Origin of the sequence: Streptomyces sp. CoH27, assembly GCF_020181035.1 — a bacterium.
GTDB classification, from domain to species: Bacteria; Actinomycetota; Actinomycetes; order Streptomycetales; family Streptomycetaceae; genus Streptomyces; species Streptomyces camelliae.
Window position 1 is genome coordinate 23,540 of record NZ_JAIQYY010000016.1, and the last position, 20,256, is coordinate 43,795.

The 20,256-nt window shown below is 70.1% G+C and carries 21 protein-coding genes, 1 tRNA gene and 2 pseudogenes; 9 read left to right on the forward strand and 15 right to left on the reverse strand.

The features are described 5' to 3' along the window. Positions 1–27: 27 nt before the first annotated feature. The 3 genes from LE548_RS26485 to LE548_RS26495 all read right to left on the reverse strand — a co-directional run bounded on the left by LE548_RS26485 (position 28) and on the right by LE548_RS26495 (position 2,069). Positions 28–339 carry a hypothetical protein gene (locus tag LE548_RS26485; RefSeq protein ID WP_225099468.1) on the reverse strand — a complete coding sequence of 104 codons (312 nt, stop codon included), beginning with the start codon at positions 337–339 and terminating at the stop codon, positions 28–30. A 4-nt stretch (positions 340–343) separates the two neighbouring features. After that, positions 344–1,000 (reverse strand): TetR/AcrR family transcriptional regulator, encoded by a 657-nt coding sequence (locus tag LE548_RS26490; RefSeq protein ID WP_225099469.1) that lies wholly within the window; start codon positions 998–1,000, stop codon positions 344–346. Positions 1,001–1,130: 130 nt separating this feature from the next. Next, complete coding sequence (locus tag LE548_RS26495; protein WP_225099470.1) at positions 1,131–2,069, reverse strand: diiron oxygenase; 939 nt, start codon at positions 2,067–2,069, stop codon at positions 1,131–1,133. Between the two features lie 123 nt (positions 2,070–2,192). Here LE548_RS26495 and LE548_RS26500 point away from each other — a divergent pair, with 123 nt between their 5' ends. After that, positions 2,193–3,302 (forward strand): ferritin-like domain-containing protein, encoded by a 1,110-nt coding sequence (locus LE548_RS26500; protein ID WP_225099471.1) that lies wholly within the window; start codon positions 2,193–2,195, stop codon positions 3,300–3,302. Between the two features lie 82 nt (positions 3,303–3,384). Further along, positions 3,385–4,257 carry a hypothetical protein gene (locus LE548_RS26505; protein WP_263636627.1) on the forward strand — a complete coding sequence of 291 codons (873 nt, stop codon included), beginning with the start codon at positions 3,385–3,387 and terminating at the stop codon, positions 4,255–4,257. Here the strand turns inward: LE548_RS26505 and LE548_RS26510 are convergent. From LE548_RS26510 to LE548_RS26535, 6 genes are all read right to left on the reverse strand, one after another. Continuing rightward, positions 4,241–4,729 (reverse strand): DUF3291 domain-containing protein, encoded by a 489-nt coding sequence (locus LE548_RS26510; RefSeq protein WP_225099473.1) that lies wholly within the window; start codon positions 4,727–4,729, stop codon positions 4,241–4,243. The two genes, LE548_RS26505 and LE548_RS26510, sit on opposite strands and share 17 nt — an antisense overlap. Positions 4,730–4,773: 44 nt before the next feature. Next, positions 4,774–6,231 carry a penicillin-binding transpeptidase domain-containing protein gene (locus LE548_RS26515; protein WP_225099592.1) on the reverse strand — a complete coding sequence of 486 codons (1,458 nt, stop codon included), beginning with the start codon at positions 6,229–6,231 and terminating at the stop codon, positions 4,774–4,776. A gap of 53 nt (positions 6,232–6,284) precedes the next feature. Next, positions 6,285–7,646 carry an FtsW/RodA/SpoVE family cell cycle protein gene (locus tag LE548_RS26520; RefSeq protein WP_225099474.1) on the reverse strand — a complete coding sequence of 454 codons (1,362 nt, stop codon included), beginning with the start codon at positions 7,644–7,646 and terminating at the stop codon, positions 6,285–6,287. 76 nt (positions 7,647–7,722) lie between these two features. After that, complete coding sequence (locus LE548_RS26525) at positions 7,723–8,907, reverse strand: HAMP domain-containing sensor histidine kinase (protein ID WP_263636628.1); 1,185 nt, start codon at positions 8,905–8,907, stop codon at positions 7,723–7,725. A gap of 62 nt (positions 8,908–8,969) precedes the next feature. Then, on the reverse strand, positions 8,970–9,716 hold the full coding sequence (locus LE548_RS26530) for a hypothetical protein (RefSeq protein WP_225099476.1): 747 nt from the start codon (positions 9,714–9,716) through the stop codon (positions 8,970–8,972). A gap of 127 nt (positions 9,717–9,843) precedes the next feature. Continuing rightward, the gene (locus LE548_RS26535) at positions 9,844–10,353 is read right to left on the reverse strand and encodes a dual specificity protein phosphatase family protein (protein ID WP_225099477.1); all 510 of its coding nucleotides are present in this window, start codon (positions 10,351–10,353) and stop codon (positions 9,844–9,846) included. Positions 10,354–10,453: 100 nt separating this feature from the next. On the opposite strand from LE548_RS26535, the gene LE548_RS26540 reads away from it, so the two are divergent. Then, a complete protein-coding gene (locus tag LE548_RS26540; protein WP_225099478.1) occupies positions 10,454–11,257 on the forward strand; it encodes a nuclease-related domain-containing protein in 804 nt (267 codons plus the stop codon). 27 nt (positions 11,258–11,284) lie between these two features. Here the strand turns inward: LE548_RS26540 and ligD are convergent, their stop codons facing one another. Then, positions 11,285–12,166, reverse strand: coding sequence for a non-homologous end-joining DNA ligase (gene ligD / locus LE548_RS26545; RefSeq protein WP_225099479.1), 882 nt, complete (start codon positions 12,164–12,166; stop codon positions 11,285–11,287). A gap of 66 nt (positions 12,167–12,232) precedes the next feature. Here ligD and LE548_RS26550 point away from each other — a divergent pair, with 66 nt between their 5' ends. Then, positions 12,233–13,216, forward strand: coding sequence for a Ku protein (locus LE548_RS26550; protein WP_225099593.1), 984 nt, complete (start codon positions 12,233–12,235; stop codon positions 13,214–13,216). A 79-nt stretch (positions 13,217–13,295) separates the two neighbouring features. Here LE548_RS26550 and LE548_RS26555 read toward each other — a convergent pair whose 3' ends face one another. Then, positions 13,296–14,009, reverse strand: a complete 714-nt coding sequence (locus LE548_RS26555; RefSeq protein WP_225099480.1) for a transposase — start codon at positions 14,007–14,009, stop codon at positions 13,296–13,298. On the opposite strand from LE548_RS26555, the gene LE548_RS26560 reads away from it, so the two are divergent. Together LE548_RS26560 and LE548_RS26565 are read left to right on the forward strand one after the other, a co-directional pair. After that, entirely contained in the window at positions 13,921–14,943 is a 1,023-nt protein-coding gene (locus LE548_RS26560; protein ID WP_225099481.1) for a helix-turn-helix transcriptional regulator, read from the forward strand. The two genes, LE548_RS26555 and LE548_RS26560, sit on opposite strands and share 89 nt — an antisense overlap. A gap of 606 nt (positions 14,944–15,549) precedes the next feature. Then, complete coding sequence (locus LE548_RS26565; protein ID WP_225099482.1) at positions 15,550–16,068, forward strand: hypothetical protein; 519 nt, start codon at positions 15,550–15,552, stop codon at positions 16,066–16,068. Positions 16,069–16,623: 555 nt separating this feature from the next. Here the strand turns inward: LE548_RS26565 and LE548_RS26570 are convergent. Further along, positions 16,624–17,211: an NADPH-dependent FMN reductase gene (locus LE548_RS26570; RefSeq protein ID WP_225099483.1), complete on the reverse strand. Its 588-nt coding sequence runs from the start codon at positions 17,209–17,211 to the stop codon at positions 16,624–16,626. Between the two features lie 88 nt (positions 17,212–17,299). Here LE548_RS26570 and LE548_RS26575 point away from each other — a divergent pair, with 88 nt between their 5' ends. Further along, positions 17,300–17,788, forward strand: a complete 489-nt coding sequence (locus tag LE548_RS26575) for a MarR family winged helix-turn-helix transcriptional regulator (RefSeq protein WP_225099484.1) — start codon at positions 17,300–17,302, stop codon at positions 17,786–17,788. A 160-nt stretch (positions 17,789–17,948) separates the two neighbouring features. Here LE548_RS26575 and LE548_RS46605 read toward each other — a convergent pair. Continuing rightward, positions 17,949–18,149 (reverse strand): annotated as a pseudogene (locus LE548_RS46605) (IS21 family transposase); the annotation flags it as partial. A 2-nt stretch (positions 18,150–18,151) separates the two neighbouring features. Here LE548_RS46605 and LE548_RS26580 point away from each other — a divergent pair. Beyond that, positions 18,152–18,519: pseudogene (locus LE548_RS26580) on the forward strand (site-specific integrase); the annotation flags it as partial. Between the two features lie 77 nt (positions 18,520–18,596). On the opposite strand, the gene LE548_RS26585 reads toward LE548_RS26580, so the two are convergent. Further along, positions 18,597–19,064 carry a hypothetical protein gene (locus LE548_RS26585; protein ID WP_225099485.1) on the reverse strand — a complete coding sequence of 156 codons (468 nt, stop codon included), beginning with the start codon at positions 19,062–19,064 and terminating at the stop codon, positions 18,597–18,599. 229 nt (positions 19,065–19,293) lie between these two features. Next, positions 19,294–19,365, reverse strand: a tRNA-Arg gene (locus LE548_RS26590). A 119-nt stretch (positions 19,366–19,484) separates the two neighbouring features. Between LE548_RS26590 and LE548_RS26595 the strand changes: the two genes are divergently transcribed. After that, positions 19,485–20,069 carry a response regulator gene (locus LE548_RS26595; RefSeq protein ID WP_308030634.1) on the forward strand — a complete coding sequence of 195 codons (585 nt, stop codon included), beginning with the start codon at positions 19,485–19,487 and terminating at the stop codon, positions 20,067–20,069. Positions 20,070–20,256 lie beyond the last annotated feature (187 nt).

Genomic DNA, 20,256 nt, shown 5'->3' on the forward strand with positions numbered 1-20,256 from the left:
GGGCGTGGGCGGTTCGGTCCACGTCTGTCACTCGTTCGCGTCGTCCCGCCCGCCCGGCGGCGTGGCGGGCCGGCCGGCCGGCTTCGACCAGGGCCACCGGAGCTTGCCGCCGGAGACGTCGTCCGGGTCGTAGACGTACTTCCACCCCTGGATGAGCCCCAGCCGCTTGCTGTGCCCCCTCGGCACCCGGTGGTAGACCAGCACCGTCGGCGGGCCGCCGGCCGGGTCCGGGACGGGGATGCGGTACGTCTTCGGGGGGTGCCCGGTCGGGCCGACCATGACGGACAGCACACGACCGTCCATCGGGCCGCCCTCGAAGGGGGTGTCCTGGCTCTTCACGGGTTCAGTTTCGGCCATTCCCGGCGAGCGCGCCGACGAGGGCCGCCGTCTGCGGGTCCCGGCCCGCGGTGACGGTGAGCATGGCCACGAACTGGTCCACCAGCCAGTCGCGCAGCTCCTCGACCGGAGGCTGCTTGTCCTCGTCCAGCCAGATCAGGGAGGCCCCCTCGACGGCCGTGATCCACATCCGGACGGTCATCCGCAGCCGGGGGCCGGGCTCGGCGACGTCGAGATGCCGGTAGATGTGCTCGGCGGCGGCCCGGCGTACGCCGTCCACGGTGGCCGTGGTCCGTGACGTCTCCACCACACTGCCGCCCTGGAGCAGCGCGCTGAAGCCGGTGTCGTGTTCGTCGACGAAGGCCAGATAGCGGTCCAGGGCCCGGGACAGCCGGCGCAGCAGCGGCCCCTGAAGGGGCTCGTCGAAGCACTGCCGCAGCTCTTCGGCGGCCGACCGCAGCGCGGCCTCGTACAGCTGCTGCTTGCCGCCCGGGAAGTACCGGTACACCAGCGGCCGCGACACTCCGGCCGCCTCCGCCACGTCGTCCAGCGACACGTCCTCGGGGGCGCGGTGCGCGAAGAGGGTGAGCGCGGCGGCGAGGAGCTGGCTGCGCCGCTCCTCGACACTGAGCCGACGGTAGGCGGGGGTGGCGGCCGGGGTCATGGCCGTCAGCCTAATCGCTCCGCTCGGGGGGGGTCGTCCTTTGTCCGCCGACTCGTTGTGGCTGGTCGAGCCCACACGGCGAGCCGCATATCGATACAGCCCCGCGCCTCTTCAGGTCGGCATGCTCCCGCTACGCCAGCAGCCCCGACGACCTCCACAGCCGCCGCCCCGCCCCCCGCAGCACCCCGATGTCGTCCAGGAAGTCCGTCAGCCGCTTCGCCCCCGTCTGCATGACCTCCCGCCGATGCCCGCTCGCCTTCACCTGGGCCATGGCCTCCCGCTTGTCCAGCCCGACGTTCGTGTACACCTCAGGATTGACGAAGGCGACCGAGAAGACGCGGGCGAACTCGCCCGAGGTGACCCGGGTGAACTCCTGGGACCACTTCGGGGCGGTCAGCATCTGGCGGCGCAGTTCCTCGCGGGCGTACCGGACGTGGCGGGCCTCCTCGACCACGTGGATGCGGGTGACGCCACGGATGAGGGGCTGGACGCGCTCGTCCGGGAAGGTGAGGCGCTGCATCCAGTCGAGGACCTCCTCACCGAGCAGGGTCGCGGTGAAGGAACCGGGGGTGGTGGAGATGGTCTTGAAGACGCGGCCCAGGTTCTGGTGGGCCCGGCTCACCGGGTACCAGGGCGTGCCGCCGTGGGAGATCAGCCGGGCGAACATCTTCGAGTGCCGGCACTCGTCCTCGATCTCGGTCAGCGCGTAGCGGACGTGCGCGCTCGTCGCGGCCTTGTCGTAGATGTGCCGGACGAGGAGCTGCATCAGGATGATCTCGAACCAGATGCCGAGCGAGGCCAGCGCCGCCGCCTCGTGCTGGGAGAGCAGGATCCGCTGGTCCTCGCTCATCCGCTGCCACATCGGCGTGCCGTACAGCGACACCAGCTCCGGCGGCCAGAACCACTTGCCCTCCTCGAAGGGCGCGTCCCAGTCCAGCTCCTTGTCCGGGTCGAAGGAGTGCTTGGCGGAGGAGACGAGCAGTCGTTCGGCCACCTGTTCCCGGTCCTTGAGCAGGCCGAGCGCGTCGCGCAGGCCGTCCAGCGCGTCCGCTTCCGTCAGCGTCGTCATGGCTCCCTCACCTCGTTACCGGGGGTACGTCGTCCTTGCCCTTATGAGACTGCTTGTCAGCAAGGCCGTCAATCCCTTGCACATGACTTGTTGACCGCGCGTCTACATGTGAGCCTGCGGGGTATGCCGACCCAAGACCTGTACGCCAACGACCCCGGTGACCACCTCTGGCAGGTGCCCGCGAGCGGCGCGGCCCGGTTCAACTGGGAGTACGACGACGGCCGCGACCGGCTGCTCGCCCTGTACCAGAAGGGCAAGGACAAGCAGTGGGACGGGCAGAAGCGCATCGACTGGGACCTGGAGGTCGATCCGTACGACGCGCTCGGCACCCCCGAGGAGTCCATGACCCTGTACGGCACGCCGTACTGGGACAAGATGAGCGACAAGGACAAGGGCGAGCTGCGCCGGCACTTCGCCTCCTGGCAGTTCAGCCAGTTCCTGCACGGCGAGCAGGGCGCGATGATCTGCGCGGCGCGGATCGTGGAGTCGGTGCCCGACCTGGACGCCAAGTTCTACTCCGCGACCCAGACCATGGACGAGGCCCGGCATGCCGAGATCTACGGCCGGTTCCTGCACGAGAAGATCGGGCTCGTCTATCCCATCAACGACAACTTGCAGTCCCTGCTCGGCGACACGCTCCGGGACAGCCGGTGGGACATGCCGTACCTGGGCATGCAGGTGCTCATCGAGGGGCTCGCGCTGGCCGCGTTCGGGATGATCCGGGACACCACGAACAAGCCGCTGCCCAAGCAGATCCTGGCCTACGTCATGCAGGACGAGGCCCGGCACGTGGCCTTCGGCCGGATGGCACTCAGGGACTACTACAAGCAGCTCACCGACGCCGAACTGCGCGAGCGCGAGGAGTTCGTCATCGAGGGCTGCTATCTGATGCGCGACCGGCTGCGGGGCGAGGAGGTGCTGGAGAACTTCGGCATCCCCAGGGCCGAGGCGGAGGTGCTGAGCGAGCGCTCCGAGTTCCTCCAGCTCTTCCGCAAGCTGCTGTTCAGCCGGATCGTGCCCTGCGTCAAGGACATCGGTCTGTGGGGCAAGCGGCTCCAGCAGGCCTACCTCGACATGGGCGTCTTCGACCTGGGTGACGCCAACCTGGACCTGCTCATGGCCCAGGACGAGGAACTGGCCGACCAGCTGGACGCGGAGCGCTTCGCCGCCGAGGAGCGGGAGCGGGTGGCGGAGGTGCAGGAGGCCGTCGAGGCGGGGGCCGCCGAGGGCTGAGCATCCCGGTGGCGGTGGCGGTGGCGGTGGCGGTGGCGGTGGCGGCACCTTCACCCAGGTGCAGTAGCGTGCTGGCGTGTCCATGCCTCCACCACCGCAGCAGCCGCAGCCGCCGTACGGGCCGCCGCAGCAGCCGCCGTACGGGCAGCAGCCGCCCTACGGTCAGCAGTCCCCGTACGACCAGCAGCCGCCCTACGGTCAGCAGTCCCCGTACGGCCCGCCGCAGGCTGCCCCCGGCCCGTACGGCTCCCCGTACCCGCAAGCCCAGCCGTACCCGCCGCAGCCCTACCCGGCGTGGGGCGCGCCGCCCATGGCCGCGCCGCCGAAGAAGCGCCGGGTCGGGCTGATCCTGGGGATCGTGGGCGGTGCCGTCACGCTGGTCGTCGTGGGGCTCATTCTGCTCGGCGCGGTGGTCAGCAGCGGCTTCCCCGAGGCGAAGAACAAGCTCGTCCTCCCGAAGACGCTGGTCGGCGGGAGGTTCCAGCTCGCCCAGGACCTCTCCGACACCGAGGGCAAGAAGATCGAGGACGAGGCCGACGGGGCCTGGGACGCCAAGGACGTCCACGCCGTGGTCGCCACCTACCGCCAGGGTGGTGACGCGACCCAGGGCAGCCTGGTGGTGTCGGGCATGTACGGCCGCTTCAAGAACACCGACGAGGCCCGCGACAACATGCTGAAGGGCGCCTCCCAGGCGGACGGCGTGACGGTGGCCGTGGCACGGAAGGACTTCTCGCAGAGCGGCGAGCCCACGGTCAGCTGTGAGGTGCTGACGCAGAAGAAGCTCGGCGAGTCCGTGACCTACCCCATGTGCGCCTGGAACGACGGCAACACGGGGGCCGCCGTCGGATCGGTCACCCCCAAGTCGGCCACGCAGAACCCGTCCGACGTGGACCTCGCGATGTACGCGAAGCTCACCCTCCAGGTCCGCTCGGAGATGATCAAGCCGATCGGCTGACCGCCGCGCTCTCCTGCGGCGCCGGGAACGGCGCACGGAACGTGAAGGCGTACGGCGTCGCGCCGTGCGCCCTCAGGCGCAGCAGCCGGTCCTCCGCCTCGGCGACCGTCGGGCGGTGGCCGGCCGGCACCCACCACAGCACGGCCGTCGCCTCCTGAAGCTTCTCGAACCATTCACGCCGACGGGACAGCAACTCCCGGTGCCGGCCCTGGTACATGAACGCCGTCAGCGCGTTGGTGTCCCGCCACGTCGACATGTTGATGATCAGCCACTCGTCACCGAGGACCGGGATGTCGGTGGCGTTGCCGGAGTCGCTCTGCAGCCGCCAGACGAACCCGTCCGCGGCGTCCGCCACCGCGTTCACCGGGTCGAGCGCGTCGACGAAGTACGTCAACTGGGGCGAGTCCAGAGGGAACTTGAGGCGGGCGATGTTGACCTGGGCGAGTTCGTACGCGGCGGAGGTCTGCGTCATGACCGAACGGTAGGTCGGCCCCGCCGGGACCGGTACCCCCCGTCTCACAGACCGAGCACCGCCCGCATCACGTCCCGGGCGATCGGCGCCGCGTCCCCGCCGCCGCTGATCTCGCCCCGGTCCGCCGAGGCGTCCTCCACCACCACCGCGACCGCCACCCGCGGCTCCAGGGTGCCGTCGGCCTGCGCCCAGGAGACGAACCAGGCGTACGGCACACCGGAGTTGCCGACGCCGTGCTGTGCGGTGCCGGTCTTGCCGCCGACCAGGGCGCCGGGGATGGCCGCCCGGGTGCCGGTGCCCTCCCGGACGACGTCCGTCATCAGCTCCTTCAGCCGCGTGGCCGTCGACGGGTTCATCACCTGCCGCACCGGATGCACCCCGCTCCCGGCGACCGTCTCCCCACTGTGCCGGGTGGTCCGCTCCACCAGGTACGGCGAGCGCAGCTGCCCGCCGTTCGCGACGGCCGCCGCGACCATCGCCATCTGCAACGGCGTGGCCCGCGTGTTGTACTGCCCGATCGAGGACAGCGCCAGCTGCGCCCGGTCCAGGTGCGGGTCGAAGGTGCTGGGCGCGACGGCGAACGGGATGCGCAGCCCGGCATCGTTGAACCCGAAGGCCTGCGCCGTGCCGACCATGGCCCGCGCCCCGACGTCCACGCCGAGCTTGGCGAACACCGTGTTGCAGGACCACTCGAAGGCGTCCCGCAGCGAGGTGTCGCGGCAGCCGTCGGCCTCGTTGGTCAGCCGGGTGACGGTGCCCGGCAGCCGGTAGGGGTCGGGGGAGTCGGTGCGTTCGTCCAGGTCGGTGACCACGCCCGCGTCCAGCGCTGCCGCCGCGGTGACCACCTTGAACGTCGAGCCCGGCGGATAGGTCTGCCGCACCGCCCGGTTGAGCATCGGCTTCTCCGGGTCGTGGTTGAGCCGCTCCCACGCCGAGGTCACCGCCTCCTCGTTGCCGGACAGCTGCCCGGGGTCGTACGACGGGCTCGACACCAGCGCCAGGATCCGGCCCGTGGCCGGTTCGATCGCGGCGACCGCGCCCTTGCGCCCGGCGAGCCCCCGGTACGCCGCCTCCTGCGCGGCCCGGTTCAGGGTCGTGACGACGTTCCCGGCCGGACTGGGCCGGCGCGTCAGGTCGTTCCACAGCGGCAGCACCGACAGCATCGGATCGGTGCCGGAGAGCACCCCGTCCCCGGCGTGCTCCAGGAACGTGGTGCCGTACCGCTGGGAGGAGAAGCCGGTCACCGGGGCGTACAACGGGCCGTCCTTGTAAGCCCGTTCGTAGCGCAGCTGCTCGCCGGTGTCGGTGGATCCGGTGACCGGCTCGTCGCCGACCAGGATGTCGCCGCGCGGCTGGCCGTAACGGGCGATCGTGGCACGGCGGTTGGCCGGATTGCCGTCGTACACGCCCGACTCCACCACCTGCACCCGGGCCGCGTTGACCAGCAGGGCGGCGAGCAGCAGCGCGCAGAACGCGCACGCGTGCCGGATGTACCGGGCCATGGGCCGCCCGCCCTCGGGCAAGCCGCCGAAGTCGCCGTGGTCGCGATGGTCCCTCACGGGGCCTCCCGCCCGTCGTACTGGCTGCGCGCCGAGTCGCTCACCCGGATCAGCAGCGCCACGATGGCCCAGTTGGTCACCACCGAGGAGCCGCCCTGGGCGAGGAACGGCATCGCCATGCCGGTCAGCGGGATCAGCCCGGTCACCCCGCCGGCGATCACGAACACCTGGAGCGCCAGGAGCGCGGCGAGCCCGACGGCCAGGAGCCGGCCGAACGGCTCGCGCAGCGCGAGGCCCGCCCGGAAGCCGCGCTCCACCAGCAGCGCGTACAGCAGGACGATCGCCGCGAGCCCGGCGAGCCCCAGCTCCTCGCCCGCCGTGGCCAGGATGAAGTCCGACTTCACCGCGAAGCCGATCAGCACGGAGTGTCCCAGCCCGAGCCCGGTCCCCAGCACCCCGCCGGCCGCGAACGCGAACAGCGACTGGGAGAGCTGGTTGGGCCCGATCCCGGCGTCGATCGTGTGGAACGGGTGCAGCCAGTCCTCGATCCGCCCGCCCACATGCGGCTCGAACCGGCCGACGGCCCAGGCGCCCAGCACCGCCAGCAGCAGCCCGACCGCGATCCATCCGGTGCGTCCGGTGGCGACGTACAGCAGGACGACGAACAGCCCGAAGAACAGCAGCGAGGTGCCCAGATCCCGCTCCAGGACCAGGACGCCCACGCTCAGCAGCCAGGTGGTGACGATCGGCCCGAGCACCCGCCCGGTCGGGAACTGCAAGCGCCACAGCCGGCGGCCGGTGTACGCGAGCGCGTTGCGGTTGGCGGCCAGATAAGCGGCGTAGAACACCGCGAGCAGCACCTTCGCGAACTCGCCCGGCTGGATGGAGAATCCGGCGAGCCGGATCCAGATGCGGGCGCCGTTGACGGCCGGGAAGAGGATCGGCAGCGCCAGCAGGGCGAGCGCGGCGGCCACGCACACGTACGCGTACCGCTGGAGCACCCGGTGGTCGCGCAGCAGCAGCACGACGACGATGAACAGCCCGGCCCCGAGCGTGGACCACACCAGCTGGGCCGGGGCCGCGCGGTTGCCCGGTGTCTCCAGGTCCAGCCGGTAGATCAGGACCAGGCCGATCCCGTTGAGCAGCACCCCGATCGGCAGCGGCAGCGGATCGGCGTACGGCGCCCGCAGCCGTACGGCGAGATGCGCGGCCAGGGCGAGCACCCCGAGCCCGGCGCCGTAGCCGGCGGCGCCGGGCGGAACGGTACCGGTCCGCGCGAGCCCCACCGCGCAGTAGCCGTACACGGACAGCAGGACGGCCAGCACGATCAGGGCGAGTTCGATGCCACGGCGCCGGGGGAGACGTACGACGGGTGCGGGAGCCTGCCCCGCCGCCAGGGTGGTTCCGGCCTTGGTCATGCCCGGAACCTACCTAAATGGGACGCCTTGTGGGCCATGGGCGCGCCCCGAAGGAACGCGGGGCTGTGTTCGAGCTCTACCGCTCCTCGTCCACCGGCAGGATCAGCGTGGCAACGGCCCCGCCGTCCAGCGCGTTGGCGAACACCAGCCGCGCCCCCAGCACCTCCGCCTGCCCCAGGGCGATGGTCAGCCCCAGCCCGTGCCCCGTGGCCCCGCCCTCCGTACGGAACCGCTGCGGCCCGTGCGCCACCAGGTACCCCGGATACCCGCTCCCGTGGTCCCGTACGGTCACCACGGGCCCGTCCACCGTCAGGACCACCGGAGGGGCCCCGTGCTTGTGCGCGTTGGCCACCAGATTCCCCAGCACCCGCTCCAGCCGCCGCCGGTCGGTCTCCACCCGCGCGCCCCGGACGATCCGCACCTCCGTGTCGGTGCCCGACGCCCGCACCACCCGCCGGGCCAGCGCCCCCAGTTCCTCGGTGCCCACGGCCGGCTTCTCCCGGCCGGTGTCCAGCCGGGAGATCTCCAGCAGGTCCTCGGTGAGCGTGCGCAGCGCCGCCACCCGGTCCCGCACCAGCTCCGTCGGCCGGCCCGGCGGCAGCAGCTCCGCCGCCGCGTGCAGCCCGGTCAGCGGGGTGCGCAGCTCGTGCGCCACGTCCGCGGTGAACCGCTGCTCGCTCAGCAGCTTGCTCTGCAGAGTGGAGGCCATGGTGTCCAGGGCCGCCGCGACCGCGGCCACCTCGTCCTGCGGCCGGGACGGATCCCTGGTCAGCGGATCGTCCACGCGCGCGTCCAGGTCACCCGTGCTGATCCGCCGGGCCACACGCGCGGTGGCGTGCAGCCGGCGGGTCACCCGGGTCACCGCGAACACGCCGACCAGCACCGTCACCCCGATCGCGAGGCCCGACGACCACAGGATCGAGTTGTCGAGGCCGGCGATGGTGCGGGCCTGCTGGGAGTAGTCGACCTCCACGGCCAGCGCCCGGCGCCCGGCCACCGGGCCCGCCGCCCACATGGTGGGGCGCCCGTTGTGCGTGGAGACGATCGTGCCGCGCTGACCGGACGCCGCCAGCGTCCGCAGCGCGGGCGGCAGCCCCTCGGGGTCGACCCCGGCGCCCGGCAGCAGCGTGTCCCCGGCCTCGTACGCCTCGGTGGCGTCCGCGAGGCGGGACAGGGCCTGGTGGCGGGCCTGGTCGACCGTCTGGTTGGTCACCGAGACATGCACCAGGACGCCGAGCAGCGCGGCCAGCGCGCAGCACATCACCGTGATGAACACGGCAGCCTTCACGGCGAGCGGCCCGGCCCACCCTGGCAGACCGGGCTTCACGGGTTGCCCGCCGGGGAGGGGTACGCCGGGGACGCGGACGGGGACGCGGACGGCTTCTGGGCCTTGCGGCCGTCACCGGTGTGCAGATACTCGTCGCGGGAGAACACCATCGCGCGCTGCCCCGGATCCCACACCCAGGTCGTGCGGTACTCGTAGCCGGAGACGTCCGCCGGCGAGCGCTCGATCAGCGACCGGCCGGCCAGCTCCACCCCGAGGATCGCGTCGTTGTCGGCCAGCACCTGCACCAGCCGGTGCTTCTCGACGGTGTAGACCCGTACCGCCGTCTGGTTGGTCGGGTAGAGCCGGAAGCCGAGCGTGAGATCCTCCCGGCCGTCGCCCGTCAGGTCCCGGTAGTACGGCGTCAGCAGCGGGCAGCGCGCCGTGTCGCCGCCGGCCCGGCAGTCCTTCAGCCGGTCCACGGTCGCGTGGTACGCCCCCTTGGAGCCGTAGTCGTCCGGCTCGGCCTTGATCTCCGCCTCCACCACGGCCACCGGGTCCACCTTGCGGATGTCGTCACCGGGGACCTTGACGCCCTTGACGACCGACCGGGTCGCCACGGCGTAGGGGTAGGCCGGGCTGGAGGCCGGCCGCAGGTCGGGCCAGAGCCTGGCGGGGCTGATCGCGGTCGGGGTCGGCCCGGCCGCCTGAAGTCCGCCCCGGTCGCCACAGCCCGCGGCCGTCACCGACAGCAGGGCGACGGCGGCCGCGGTGAGGGCGGTACGCAGGGGACGGCGGGCTGGCACGGGGCTCCTGGGGCGTCGGGGTCTGTTCGGGATCCCGTACACCTTATGCGTAGTACGGAATGGTCGTAGTTTCGTAGTTTCCGAGGAAAGTCTTTTTTGTGCCGCCGAGGCGGCGCTGGGAGAGAGGCTACTCGGCCAGTTCCTCCAGCAGTCGGACGGTCGGCAGTCCCGCGCGCAGGTACTCCACGAACAGCTCGTTGTGCAGCGCCCACGCCGAGCGCCGGGCCCGGATCAGCTGGATCGCCTCGTCCGGGGAGGCGTGGCCGCGCTGCACCAGGGCGTGCGCGATGAGCAGGCCGGACCGGTTGTACCCGTGGTAACAGCGCACGAGCACCCGGCGCCCGGCGTCCAGCGCCTCGTTCACCGCACGGGCCAGCCGCATCACCCCGGCGAGCTGGGTCCCGTCCAGCGGGCCGTCCGGGATGGGCCACACGTGGTGCTCGACGCCCGGATCGGGCCCGTACCCCGGTAGTCGCAGCAGTGTCTGCACCACATCGAACTCGCCGTGCACGACGACCGGCTCCACCCGCCCGGAACGGCCCCGGAACTCATGCCCGCCCATCCACAGGCCCGGCACGATCTCGCTCCACGGACGCTCCGGAGGCGGTACGTCGGGCTGCCTTCCGCGGATCCGCAACGGCGCCTCCCCAACTCCCCCTCGCAGGGCCGTTCTCCAAGGTAACCGCTCTTGCCCCGGGAGCACCCCGCCTGTTCCCATGGACGAGGGGTGATGGCGCATGAACGCACTGCGCGTGGTGCCGGCCTATCGGCACGGCCGGGAACGGCTGTACGTCTGCCGCCCGGACGGCAGCAACGTCGCCTGGTACGACCGGGAGACGGGCCGGGTGAACCTGCTCGGCGAGGACAGCAGGGACGACGTACTCCAGGCCCTGAAACCCTTCCTGACCGGCCCGGTGACCGTGGGCCCGCCCCCGGTTCCGACCCCCGCCGAACTGGCCCGGCTGACCCTGCACCCGGACGACGACCTGGCGCCCAACCGCCCCGGCGAGGCCCTGCTCGTCGCCCTCGACCGCGACCCCGGACATGCCCACCGGCTGCGCCCCGACCCGCGCCGCCGCGCCCTGGCCGCCGAGCAGACCGTCGGCCAGGCCCTGGACGCCCTGGAGGGCGCCGGCTGGCACACCCTGCACTCCATAGCGCTGCCCGGCGGCGACCGCATCCACCACCTGCTGCTCGGCCCCGGCGGCCTGTTCGCCGTCCACGCCCTGTACGCCCGCAAGAGCCGCGTCCTGGTCGCCGACCCCATGGTCACCGTGGGCCGCCGCGAGCCCGAGCCCCTTCTGCGCCGGCTGCGCGCGGACGCCGACCGCGCCTCCTACGCCCTGACCGCCGAGGTCCGCCCGGTCCTGGCCCTGGCGGGCCCCGCCGAGGTGACCGTCACGGGCCGGCCACGCGCGGTCCGGATCCTCCAGGACACCGGGCTGGCGGACCTGGCCCGGCTCGGCGGGGTGCTGAAGCCGGCGGACGTGGAGGCCCTGCACGGGATGGCGCGGGACCGGAACACGTGGGGGAGGGTGTAGGAGGCGTAGGAGGGGACTGGATCCGGGTCAGGGGAGGGGCGCAGCCGTCTCCGGGTTCAGCAGGGGCGCCATCAGGTCCCCGTGATCCTGGAGGCGGGGGGCCATGTCACCGGCCTGGAACTCCAGCTGCCCGGCGCTGCGGCAGTCCGCGATCTCCTCCCAGGTGACCGGGGCGGACACGTAGGGGTACGGGCGGGCGCGCAGCGTGTAGGGCGTGGCCGTGGTCTTGCGCGCGGCGTTCTGGCTCCAGTCGACGAACACCTTCCCCGGCCGCAGGCTCTTCGCCATCCGGTGCACGACGAGCCGGGGCAGCGCCCGCTCGGCCTCCACGGCGAGTGCCTTGGCGTACTCGCTGGCCCGCTCGGGGGACGCGCCGCGCACGGCCGCCAGCAGATGCAGCCCCTTCGACCCGGCCGTCTTCGGATACGCCTCGATCCCGTCCGCCGCGAGCCGCTCCCGCAGCCACAGGGCCACCTCACAGCACTGGACGACGGTCGCGGGCGGTCCGGGGTCGAGGTCGAAGACCAGCCGGTCGGCCCGCTCGGGGTCCTGCACCCGCCACTGATGCGTATGAAACTCGGTGACGAGATTGGCAGCCCAGACGAGACTGGCCAGATCCTGTACGACGACCATCCGGGCCGGCCCCTCCGACCGCGGGACCTCCGCGGTGGTGACCCACTCGGGCGTACCCGGCGGCACGTTCTTGGCGAAGAACAGCTGCCCTTCGGGGCCGTCGGGATAACGCAGGAAGGAAACGGCCCGGTCCCGCAAGTGCGGCAGCAGCACGCCGGCGCCGGTCACGTAGTAGTGCACCAGCTCCGCCTTGGTGAAGCCGGTCTGCGGATACAGCACCTTCTCCAGGTTGCTGAGCGCGACCCGCCGCCCCTCCACCTCCGTGATAGGCGTCATAGGATGACAATCCCAGAGAAACGGGCGAAAACGGTGTAATTGGCAGAGGAAGGGTGGGTGCGGCACGTGCGGTCGATATGGAACGGAGCGATCTCCTTCGGTCTCGTCAGCATCCCGATCAAGCTGGTGAACGCCACGGAGAGCCACGCGATCTCCTTCCGCCAGATCCACACCGAGGACGGCGGCCGCATCCGCTACCGCAAGTTCTGCGAACTGGAGGACCGGGAGGTCGGCGGCGAGGAGATCGGCAAGGGGTACGAGGACGCGGACGGCACGATCATCCCGATCACCGACGAGGACCTCTCCCACCTCCCCATCCCCACCGCCCGCACGATCGAGATCGTGGCCTTCGTGCCGGCCGACCGGATCGACCCGCTCCAGATGGACGCGGCGTACTACCTGGCGGCGAGCGGAGCCCCGGCGGCGAAGCCGTACACCCTGCTCCGGGAGGCCCTGAAGCGCAGCAACAAGGTGGCCATCGCGAAGTACGCCCTGCGCGGCCGCGAACGCCTCGGCATGCTGCGCGTGGTCGACGACGCCATCGCCATGCACGGCCTGCTCTGGCCGGACGAGGTCCGCGCACCGCAGGGTGTGGCCCCGGAGGTCGACGTCACCATCCGCGACAAGGAGCTGGACCTCGCGGACGCCCTGATGGACACCCTCGGCGAGGTGGACCTGGCGGACCTGCACGACGAGTACCGGGAGGCGGTGGAGGAGGTCATCGCCGCGAAGGCCGCCGGCGAGGCCCCGCCCGAGGCTCCGGCCCCGGCCCCGGGAGGCAAGGTCCTGGACCTGATGGCGGCCCTGGAGAACAGCGTCCGGGCGGCGAAGGAGTCCCGCGGCGAGGTGCCCCCCGGCGGCGAGGCCGAGGTGACACGGCTGCCGAGGAAGACGGCGGCGACGAAGAAGACGGCTGCCGCCAAGAAGACGACGGCGGCGAAGAAGACGACGGCGAAGAAGACGGCGGCCAAGACGGCCAAGTCGGTGGCCAAGGCTGGGGAGAAGAAGACGGCGACGAAGAAGGCTGCGGCACGCAAGCGGACGGCTTGAGGGGGAGCGCCTCGACGGTCGGGCAGGGATGCTGATGTACGCCGCCGTCCGGCCTCGTTGATGACGCTCCTATAGACCGTCAAGCGGTCTGTGTGAGTGGTTTCGGTGTGTGGTGGGGACGGGTGAGGTGCCCGTAGACCTCGCGGGCGATGAAGCGTTTGAGGCAGCGGAGGATGTCCTTCTTGGACAGGCCTTCGGCAGTTCGGCGGGCGACGTAGTTCTGGGTCCGCTGGTCGTAGCGCATGCGGACCAGAGCGATCATGTGGAGTGCGTGGTTGGCCCCGCGGTCGCCGCCGCGGTTGAGGCGGTGCCGGTTGGTGCGGCCCGAGCTGGCCTGGATGGGGGCTGCCGCGCACAGGTGCGCGAACGATGCTTCCGAGGTGAGCCGCTCGGGGTTGTCGCCGGCGGCGATCAGGAGCTGGGCGGCGGTCTCGATGCCCACTCCAGGCAGCGCGACCAGCGCGGGTGCGGCTTCGAACACCAGTGACTTCAGCTCGGCGTCGGCATCGGCGATCTCCTCGGTGAGGTATTGATGGCGGCGGGCCAGACGCCGTAGGGCGATCCTGACTGCGCAGGCCGGATCGCGGGTGTCCGCGCCTGGCCGGGACCGTGACAGCTGCTTGATCAGTTCGGCGGGGGCCAGGGCACGCAGCCGCTCACGGACCTCACCTGGCGCTGTGATGATGAGGGTGCGGATCTGGTTGATGATCTGTGTGCGGGCCTTGACGGCCGAGCGGCGGACCACTCGCAAGGCGCGGCGCGCCCGGGTGACTCCTGAGAAGGCCGGGGTCATGGCGGGGGCGAGTCGCCGCGTTCCGGGGCTTCGCCGCGAGGAAGTCGCGATCTCAGCCGGATTGAGCGTGGACTACTACATCCGTCTGGAACGCGGACGGGCGGCCAACGCCTCTGAAGCAGTGTTGGAGGCCGTAGCCCGGGCCTTGTGGCTGGATGACGTCGAACGTGCCCACCTGTTCAACCTTGCCAGGCCGCAGTCCGTGGCCAGAGTGAGCAGGCCCGCCGTTCCCGGGCGAGTGCGGCCCGGTGTGTACGCACTGCTTGAGGTGCTTCGGGATACTCCTGCCATGATTCTGGGCGATCGTCTGGACGTCCTTGCCCTTAATCGGATGGCTCGTGCGATGTTTGTCGATTTCGACGCCATGCCGGCGCGCGAGCGCAATTTGGCGCGATTCATATTTCTCGACCCTGCGGCGCGTGAACTGTTTGCCGACTGGGGCAATGCCGCTCGCATGATCGTCACAGGTTTGCATCTCTATGCGGGGCGACATCCGAACGACCCGCAACTCGCCGAGCTGATTCATCAGCTGTCGGTCACGGACAGGGATTTTCGCGGGTGGTGGGCTGCTCACGATGTGGAGGATTTCGCCCATGGCACCAGGCATTACCGGCACCCCCTGCTCGGTGAAGTCACCTTGGACTACGAAAACCTCACCTTTCCTTGTGACCCGGGCCAGTGGTTGTTCGTAAGTACAGCCCAACCCGGCTCGCCGTCTTCCGAAGCCTTGCGGATCCTCGCCGGCTGGATCGGCGACTGGACACCTCGGCACATGCCGGTTCGGCAAGCAGTTCCGGACAGCTGTCTGACCGTCAGCTCCAAGTCCACCATGGAAAGGGGTGACGCCAAGACTTGCTTGGGGTTGGAACGGGCTCGGACGGTGTCAATGCCTGCACCTTCGTCTACTTTTCGCCGCCTTGCATGCCACGGGTGACCGGGCGTGCGGCAGCATGTCCCCACTCCCCAGCCTGGCGAAATGCCGTCTGTTTCCCTGCCGGCACCAAAGGCAGCCTTTTAGGCGTGGCCTCATCCTTATCAGGTCGATCGCAGGTATCTGCTGGCTCGACCAAACGCCCCCTACCTCAGCCGATCGTTCACTGACATCCGGCTTCGGCCGCTGCCGTTCGCGCTTGTTGGTGTCAGCCGTTGGTGTCAGTCAGTGCACGCGGTCTCAACAGGGATGTCCCATCCGGCGCCCACGGTTCTTGCTTTTTGGTATGTACGCCGGTCCGAAATGATCCGAGATCACCCTCCGCGATCGCTCCCCAAGATTTGTGCCAGAGCCGAGACCTGACAGCGGTTGTCCGTCAGCGGAGACAGCACCCGCTGTTGCCGCGAATCAGGAGCCAATGTGCTGCACCAGCGTCAACCCGCCCGCCCGCCCGACTCGTCCGGTCGGGCGGGCCGTCTCTCGTCGCGGGTTGGTCCGATTGATCGGATATACCGGTGAGTCACGCCGGGACGTTCCGGGCGGCGGCAGAGCCGAGGTTATGAATGCGTCACCTGACCATCCATGAGTATCAACCTCAGGAGCCACACGATGCGCCCCATCAGAGCAGCCTGTCTCGGCACGGCCACTGCGCTGGTCGGCCTTCTCGCCTGCGCCCCTGTCGAGGCCGCCGCGATGGACACCGGTTCCGCCCACGCCAAGGGCGGACACCGGGTCATCACACTCATCGGCGTGCTCAAGGAGCAGACGCGCTTCCCCGTCAACCCAGGCGGCATCCCCGCCACCCAGGGCGATCGAACCGTCGTCCGCTCGGACCTCCTCGACCAAAACCGCAAGAAGGTCGGCGAGACCGGCGGCACCTGCACCACCACCCGGGCCGTCGACGGCGGAGCGGAGGAGTGCACCGTGACCTACACCCTCCCGGGCGGCCAGCTCTCCGCGCAGGGGATGGTCTTCGGCATCCTCACCCAGGGCCGCCCGACGACCCCTCCCCCTCCCTTCGACAACGCGATCACTGGCGGCACCGGGAAATTCGACCGTGCTCGTGGCCAGATCCACGCCGAAACGATCGCTCCGAACACGAGGCGCTTCACGATCGACCTCGACTGACCCACCCTGCCCCCGCCCGGTGAGAAGGCCGGCGGGGGCTCCTTTGCATGACGCAGCTCTCGGCAGCCCGATCCCAGACGTCGCCGCGTACGGCATGGCCGGCCCCCGTTAACCCGCCTCCGCACCAACAGCACCCGGCTGTTTGCGGCAACTTCAATTGGCCCCACTCCGGCAAGTTGTTTTGGCCCCGCCCCGAACGAGTGGGTTCCCTGGCCGTGAAGAGGGGGCGGAGGGGCAGCGTGAAGTGCATCGGATCCGGACTGGACGACGGGCCCCAGCAGCCGGCCGGACCACAGGATCTCGACCCGTGTTCGATCCGAGACCGACGGATTCTCCGATCTGTGGTGGACGACGAGGACGGGCATCGGCACGACCGACGGAGAACGGCTCGTGCCTGACCGGGCCGAGGCGGCGCGCTGTATGGGCGTCGGCCTCGGTTCTTGAAGCGGGCCGGGTCAGCTTGTTCTTGGCCGTTGGTGGTGAAGGCCAGGCGGATGCGTTGCAGTGTCCGTCAGCTCGCCACGTCCGCTCACGTGATCGGCCACGAACCGGGCCTCATGCAGCCGTGGCCGTCTGCGTCTTGGCCTCACGGACCCCGCGCAGGGCGCCGGACCAGGCGATCACCTGGTCGAGCATGTCGCCTACGGCGGTGTCGAGGCCTTCCTGGGGGACGAAGGTGCCGGTGTGGAACGAGGGGTGTGTCGAGATGGTGGGCTGGGCACGGACCGTGGCCACCTGGAGTTCGGCGAGGACGAGCCGCAGCGCCTCGGCGGCCCGGGCCCCGGCGACCCAGCCGCCGTAGCTGATGATCCCGGCAGCCTTGTCGTTCCACTCCCGGTAGACGTAGTCCAAGGCGTTCTTCAGGGCTCCGGGGTAGGAGCGGTTGTACTCGGGGACGAGGAATACGTAGCCGTCGAAGCTGTCAATGAGTGCGCCCCAGGCACGGGTGTGGTCGTGCTGGTACTGCTGGAGGTTCGGGTTGCCGGGCTCGTCGAGGTTGCCGAGATTGTGGTCGGCGAGGTCGATGAGTTCGTAGTCGGCGCCGCCGTGGGCGCGGGCGGCCTCCAGTGCCCAGGCGGCGATCTGGCCGCCGCGGCGGCCGGGGCGGGTGCTTCCGAGGATGACTGCGATGCGAAGTGGCATGGTCTTCCTTCCGGGAGAGTTGTCACATCAACTCTAGATCGGAGAGAGTTGAAGTGACAACTCCGCTGGTCGCGATATCCTCGGCGACATGACGGAGACGCGATCGCTGGAACCCGAGGAGTGGGAGTTCTGGGATACCTGGATGCGCGCGCAGCGCCTGCTCACCAGGGAGCTGGAGCGTGGTCTGCAGCGTGACTGCGACATCTCGAAGGCCGAGTTCAGCGTGCTGGTGACGCTGTGGAGGGCTACGGGCCGCGAGATGCGTGTCGGCGAGCTCTCCGAGTCACTCGACTGGGACAAGAGCCGCGTCTCACATCAGCTGACGCGCATGGAAAAGCGCGGCTTCGTCAAGCGCACCCAGTACGGGGCCGATGGTCGCCGCGCGGGGGTCGGGCTGACCGCCGAGGGCCGCCGCGCCGCGCAGAGCGCCATTCTCGTGCATGCCGAGAACATCCGCCGCCACTTCTTCGGCTCGCTCACTGCCGAGCAGGCGGCGGTCATCCGGGCATGGAGCGAGCAAGTAGTCGACCGCATCGAGCCGCGCTGCGGCGATACCGCCGGCGACGGCGCGTCTTAGAGGTTTTCAGGGCAGCGACCCAGAACGCCTCATGGATGGCTGAGAAGGATCCCTCGGCCCGCGCGGCGGCCAGCGCGGTCGACCCGGCCATGGCGCCCGGCTTGACCAGCAAGATCTCCAGGTAGTGGTCCAGCACATCGCGATATCCGTAGCGTTTGGTCAGCCGCGGATGCCGGGCGACGACGTTCCGGCGCTCGAACACCAGCAGCTCGTTGCCCCGCAGCAGAACGCGTACGCGTTCTCCGATGAAGCGGGCGGGCACCGAGTAGTGGCACTGGCGGACAGTGATCCGACTGGCGCGGTCGACCTTCGGAGTCAGCGTGATGCCGCACTCGAAGTCCTCGGTCGGCAGCGGCGCCAGTTCCTCCGCTGGTACGGATGCTCCGCGAGCACATCAAGGAGTTCGGCACCGCGGAGGATGGTCGGCTGTTCGCCAGTGAGCGGGGCAACGTCGTAGCGGCGTCCTCGTACTCCCGTGCGTGGGGAAGCAAGCCCGCGCGCTGGCGTTCCCGCCCCAACAGGTCTCCTCCGTCTTGGCGGCCCGTCCGTACGACCTCCGGCACGCGGGTGTCTCCCAGTGGCTCAACTCCGGCGTACCCGCTCCGGAGGCGGCGGCTCGCGCCGGCCACTCGGTCGACGTCCTGCTGAAGATCTACGCCAAGTGCATCGACGGCCAGGAGGAGGAGATGAACGACCGGATCTTGAAGGGGCTGGGGGAGGAGGACGTGTAAATGCCAGCCATGTGACCACTGCATGGTCTGGTCGAGTTACCGAGGGAGCCCCGGAGAGATCTGGGGCTCCCTCGGCGTTACTGCACGTCCGAAGAAGCGATGGTGATGAACTGCTCCAGGGCCTCTCGTGCCTGTGCACCAAGGGCACTCAGCTCTGTCTTGTCGTCTGCCTTGTGCAAGCTGGATGTGAGGTCGTAGGCATTTTGCGCGGTGTCGATCAGCGTCTGCGCGCTCGCTATGAGCTGGACTCGGAACAGCGAGTGGAGGGCGGTCCCGCGAAGCCGGTAGGCCTCTGTGCGAGCTGCGATGAACGCGGAGCCGTCTGGGTCCTCGTTCTTGCGGTGCCAGCGATCTTGTTGGCTGCGTCGGAACTCTGTCAGCGCTCCGGCGAAGTCGCTGTACACGGTCATCCGATCCGCGCGGAGTTGCTGTTGAGCTGCGAACACTCGGTCGTGTGCAGACGCTTTGCGCTGGAATGCGTGCGTCACAGCGGAGCCCAGCAGCGTTCCGACGATCGCGATTAAGGCCGAGAGGACACCATCCACAGGAGCAGAACATCACAAGATCGTCTGCGTGCCCAGGTGTTTGATGAGACTCGCTCGAAAGCTCTCGATAGTCGGCGTGACCTGCAGAGACGCACCCCAAGATCATTACGCGGTCATTACGTGATCATTGTCATGGGGCTGCGTCTGACCGCATCCGCCTGCACATGCAACAAGACCCCGCACCCAGCTAACTCGCTGGTGGCGGGGTCTTTAGGCACTTCACTCGAAGTGCCCCCGGCAGGATTCGAACCTGCGCACACGGCTCCGGAGGCCGTTGCTCTATCCCCTGAGCTACGGGGGCGTGTCGGCGGCTTGAGCTGTTGCTCGCGGCGACGGGTAGAACATTAGCAGGTCCGGCGGGATGATCAGGAACCTGATTTCCCGGGGCGCGGTGGAACGGGTCCCCTGTACGGGGCGGAAGTGGGGAAAACCCGGACGCGGTGGCGGGGCCGGACCTACTCTCGACGTGTGCCAGGCGCCTCGGGTCGGGTGCTTGTTGTGGACGACAACAAGGTCATCCGGCAGCTGATCAGGGTCAACCTCGAACTGGAAGGGCTTGAGGTCGTGACCGCGGCCGATGGTGCCGAGTGCCTGGACGTGGTGCATCAGGTGCGGCCCGACGTCGTGACGCTCGATGTCGTCATGCCCCGGCTGGACGGCCTGCGCACCGCCGCCCGGCTCCGCGCCGATCCCCGTACGCACCATCTGCCCGTCGCCATCATCAGCGCGTGCACCCAGTACGAGGTCGAGAGCGGCCTCGACCTCGGCGTGGACGCCTTCCTCGCCAAGCCCTTCGAACCGGCCGAACTGGTCCGGCTCGTCAAGCGGCTCATCCAGCGCTCGGACAGGCACGAGGGAGAAGGGAGCGAGGGGCATCGGGGTGGTGGCGAGGGCGGGCAGGGAGATGACGGGGACGGTGGGGACGGGGAGGGAGAAGGGGACTGCGGCGGAGCCGGCGGCGGCTACGCCGATGGTGTTTCCGGCCGGCTCTCCTACGGCGGCTAGCGAGCGGCTCCTGTGCGGTGGCCGAGCACGGCTCTCCGGCGGTGGCCGAGTGCGGCTCTCCTGCGGTGGTCGAGCACGGTTCTCCTGCGGTGGTCGAGCACGGCTCCCGTGCGGTGGCCGAGTGCGGCTCTCCTGCGGTGGCCGAGCACGGTTCTCCTGCGGTGGTCGAGCACGGCTCCCGTGCGGT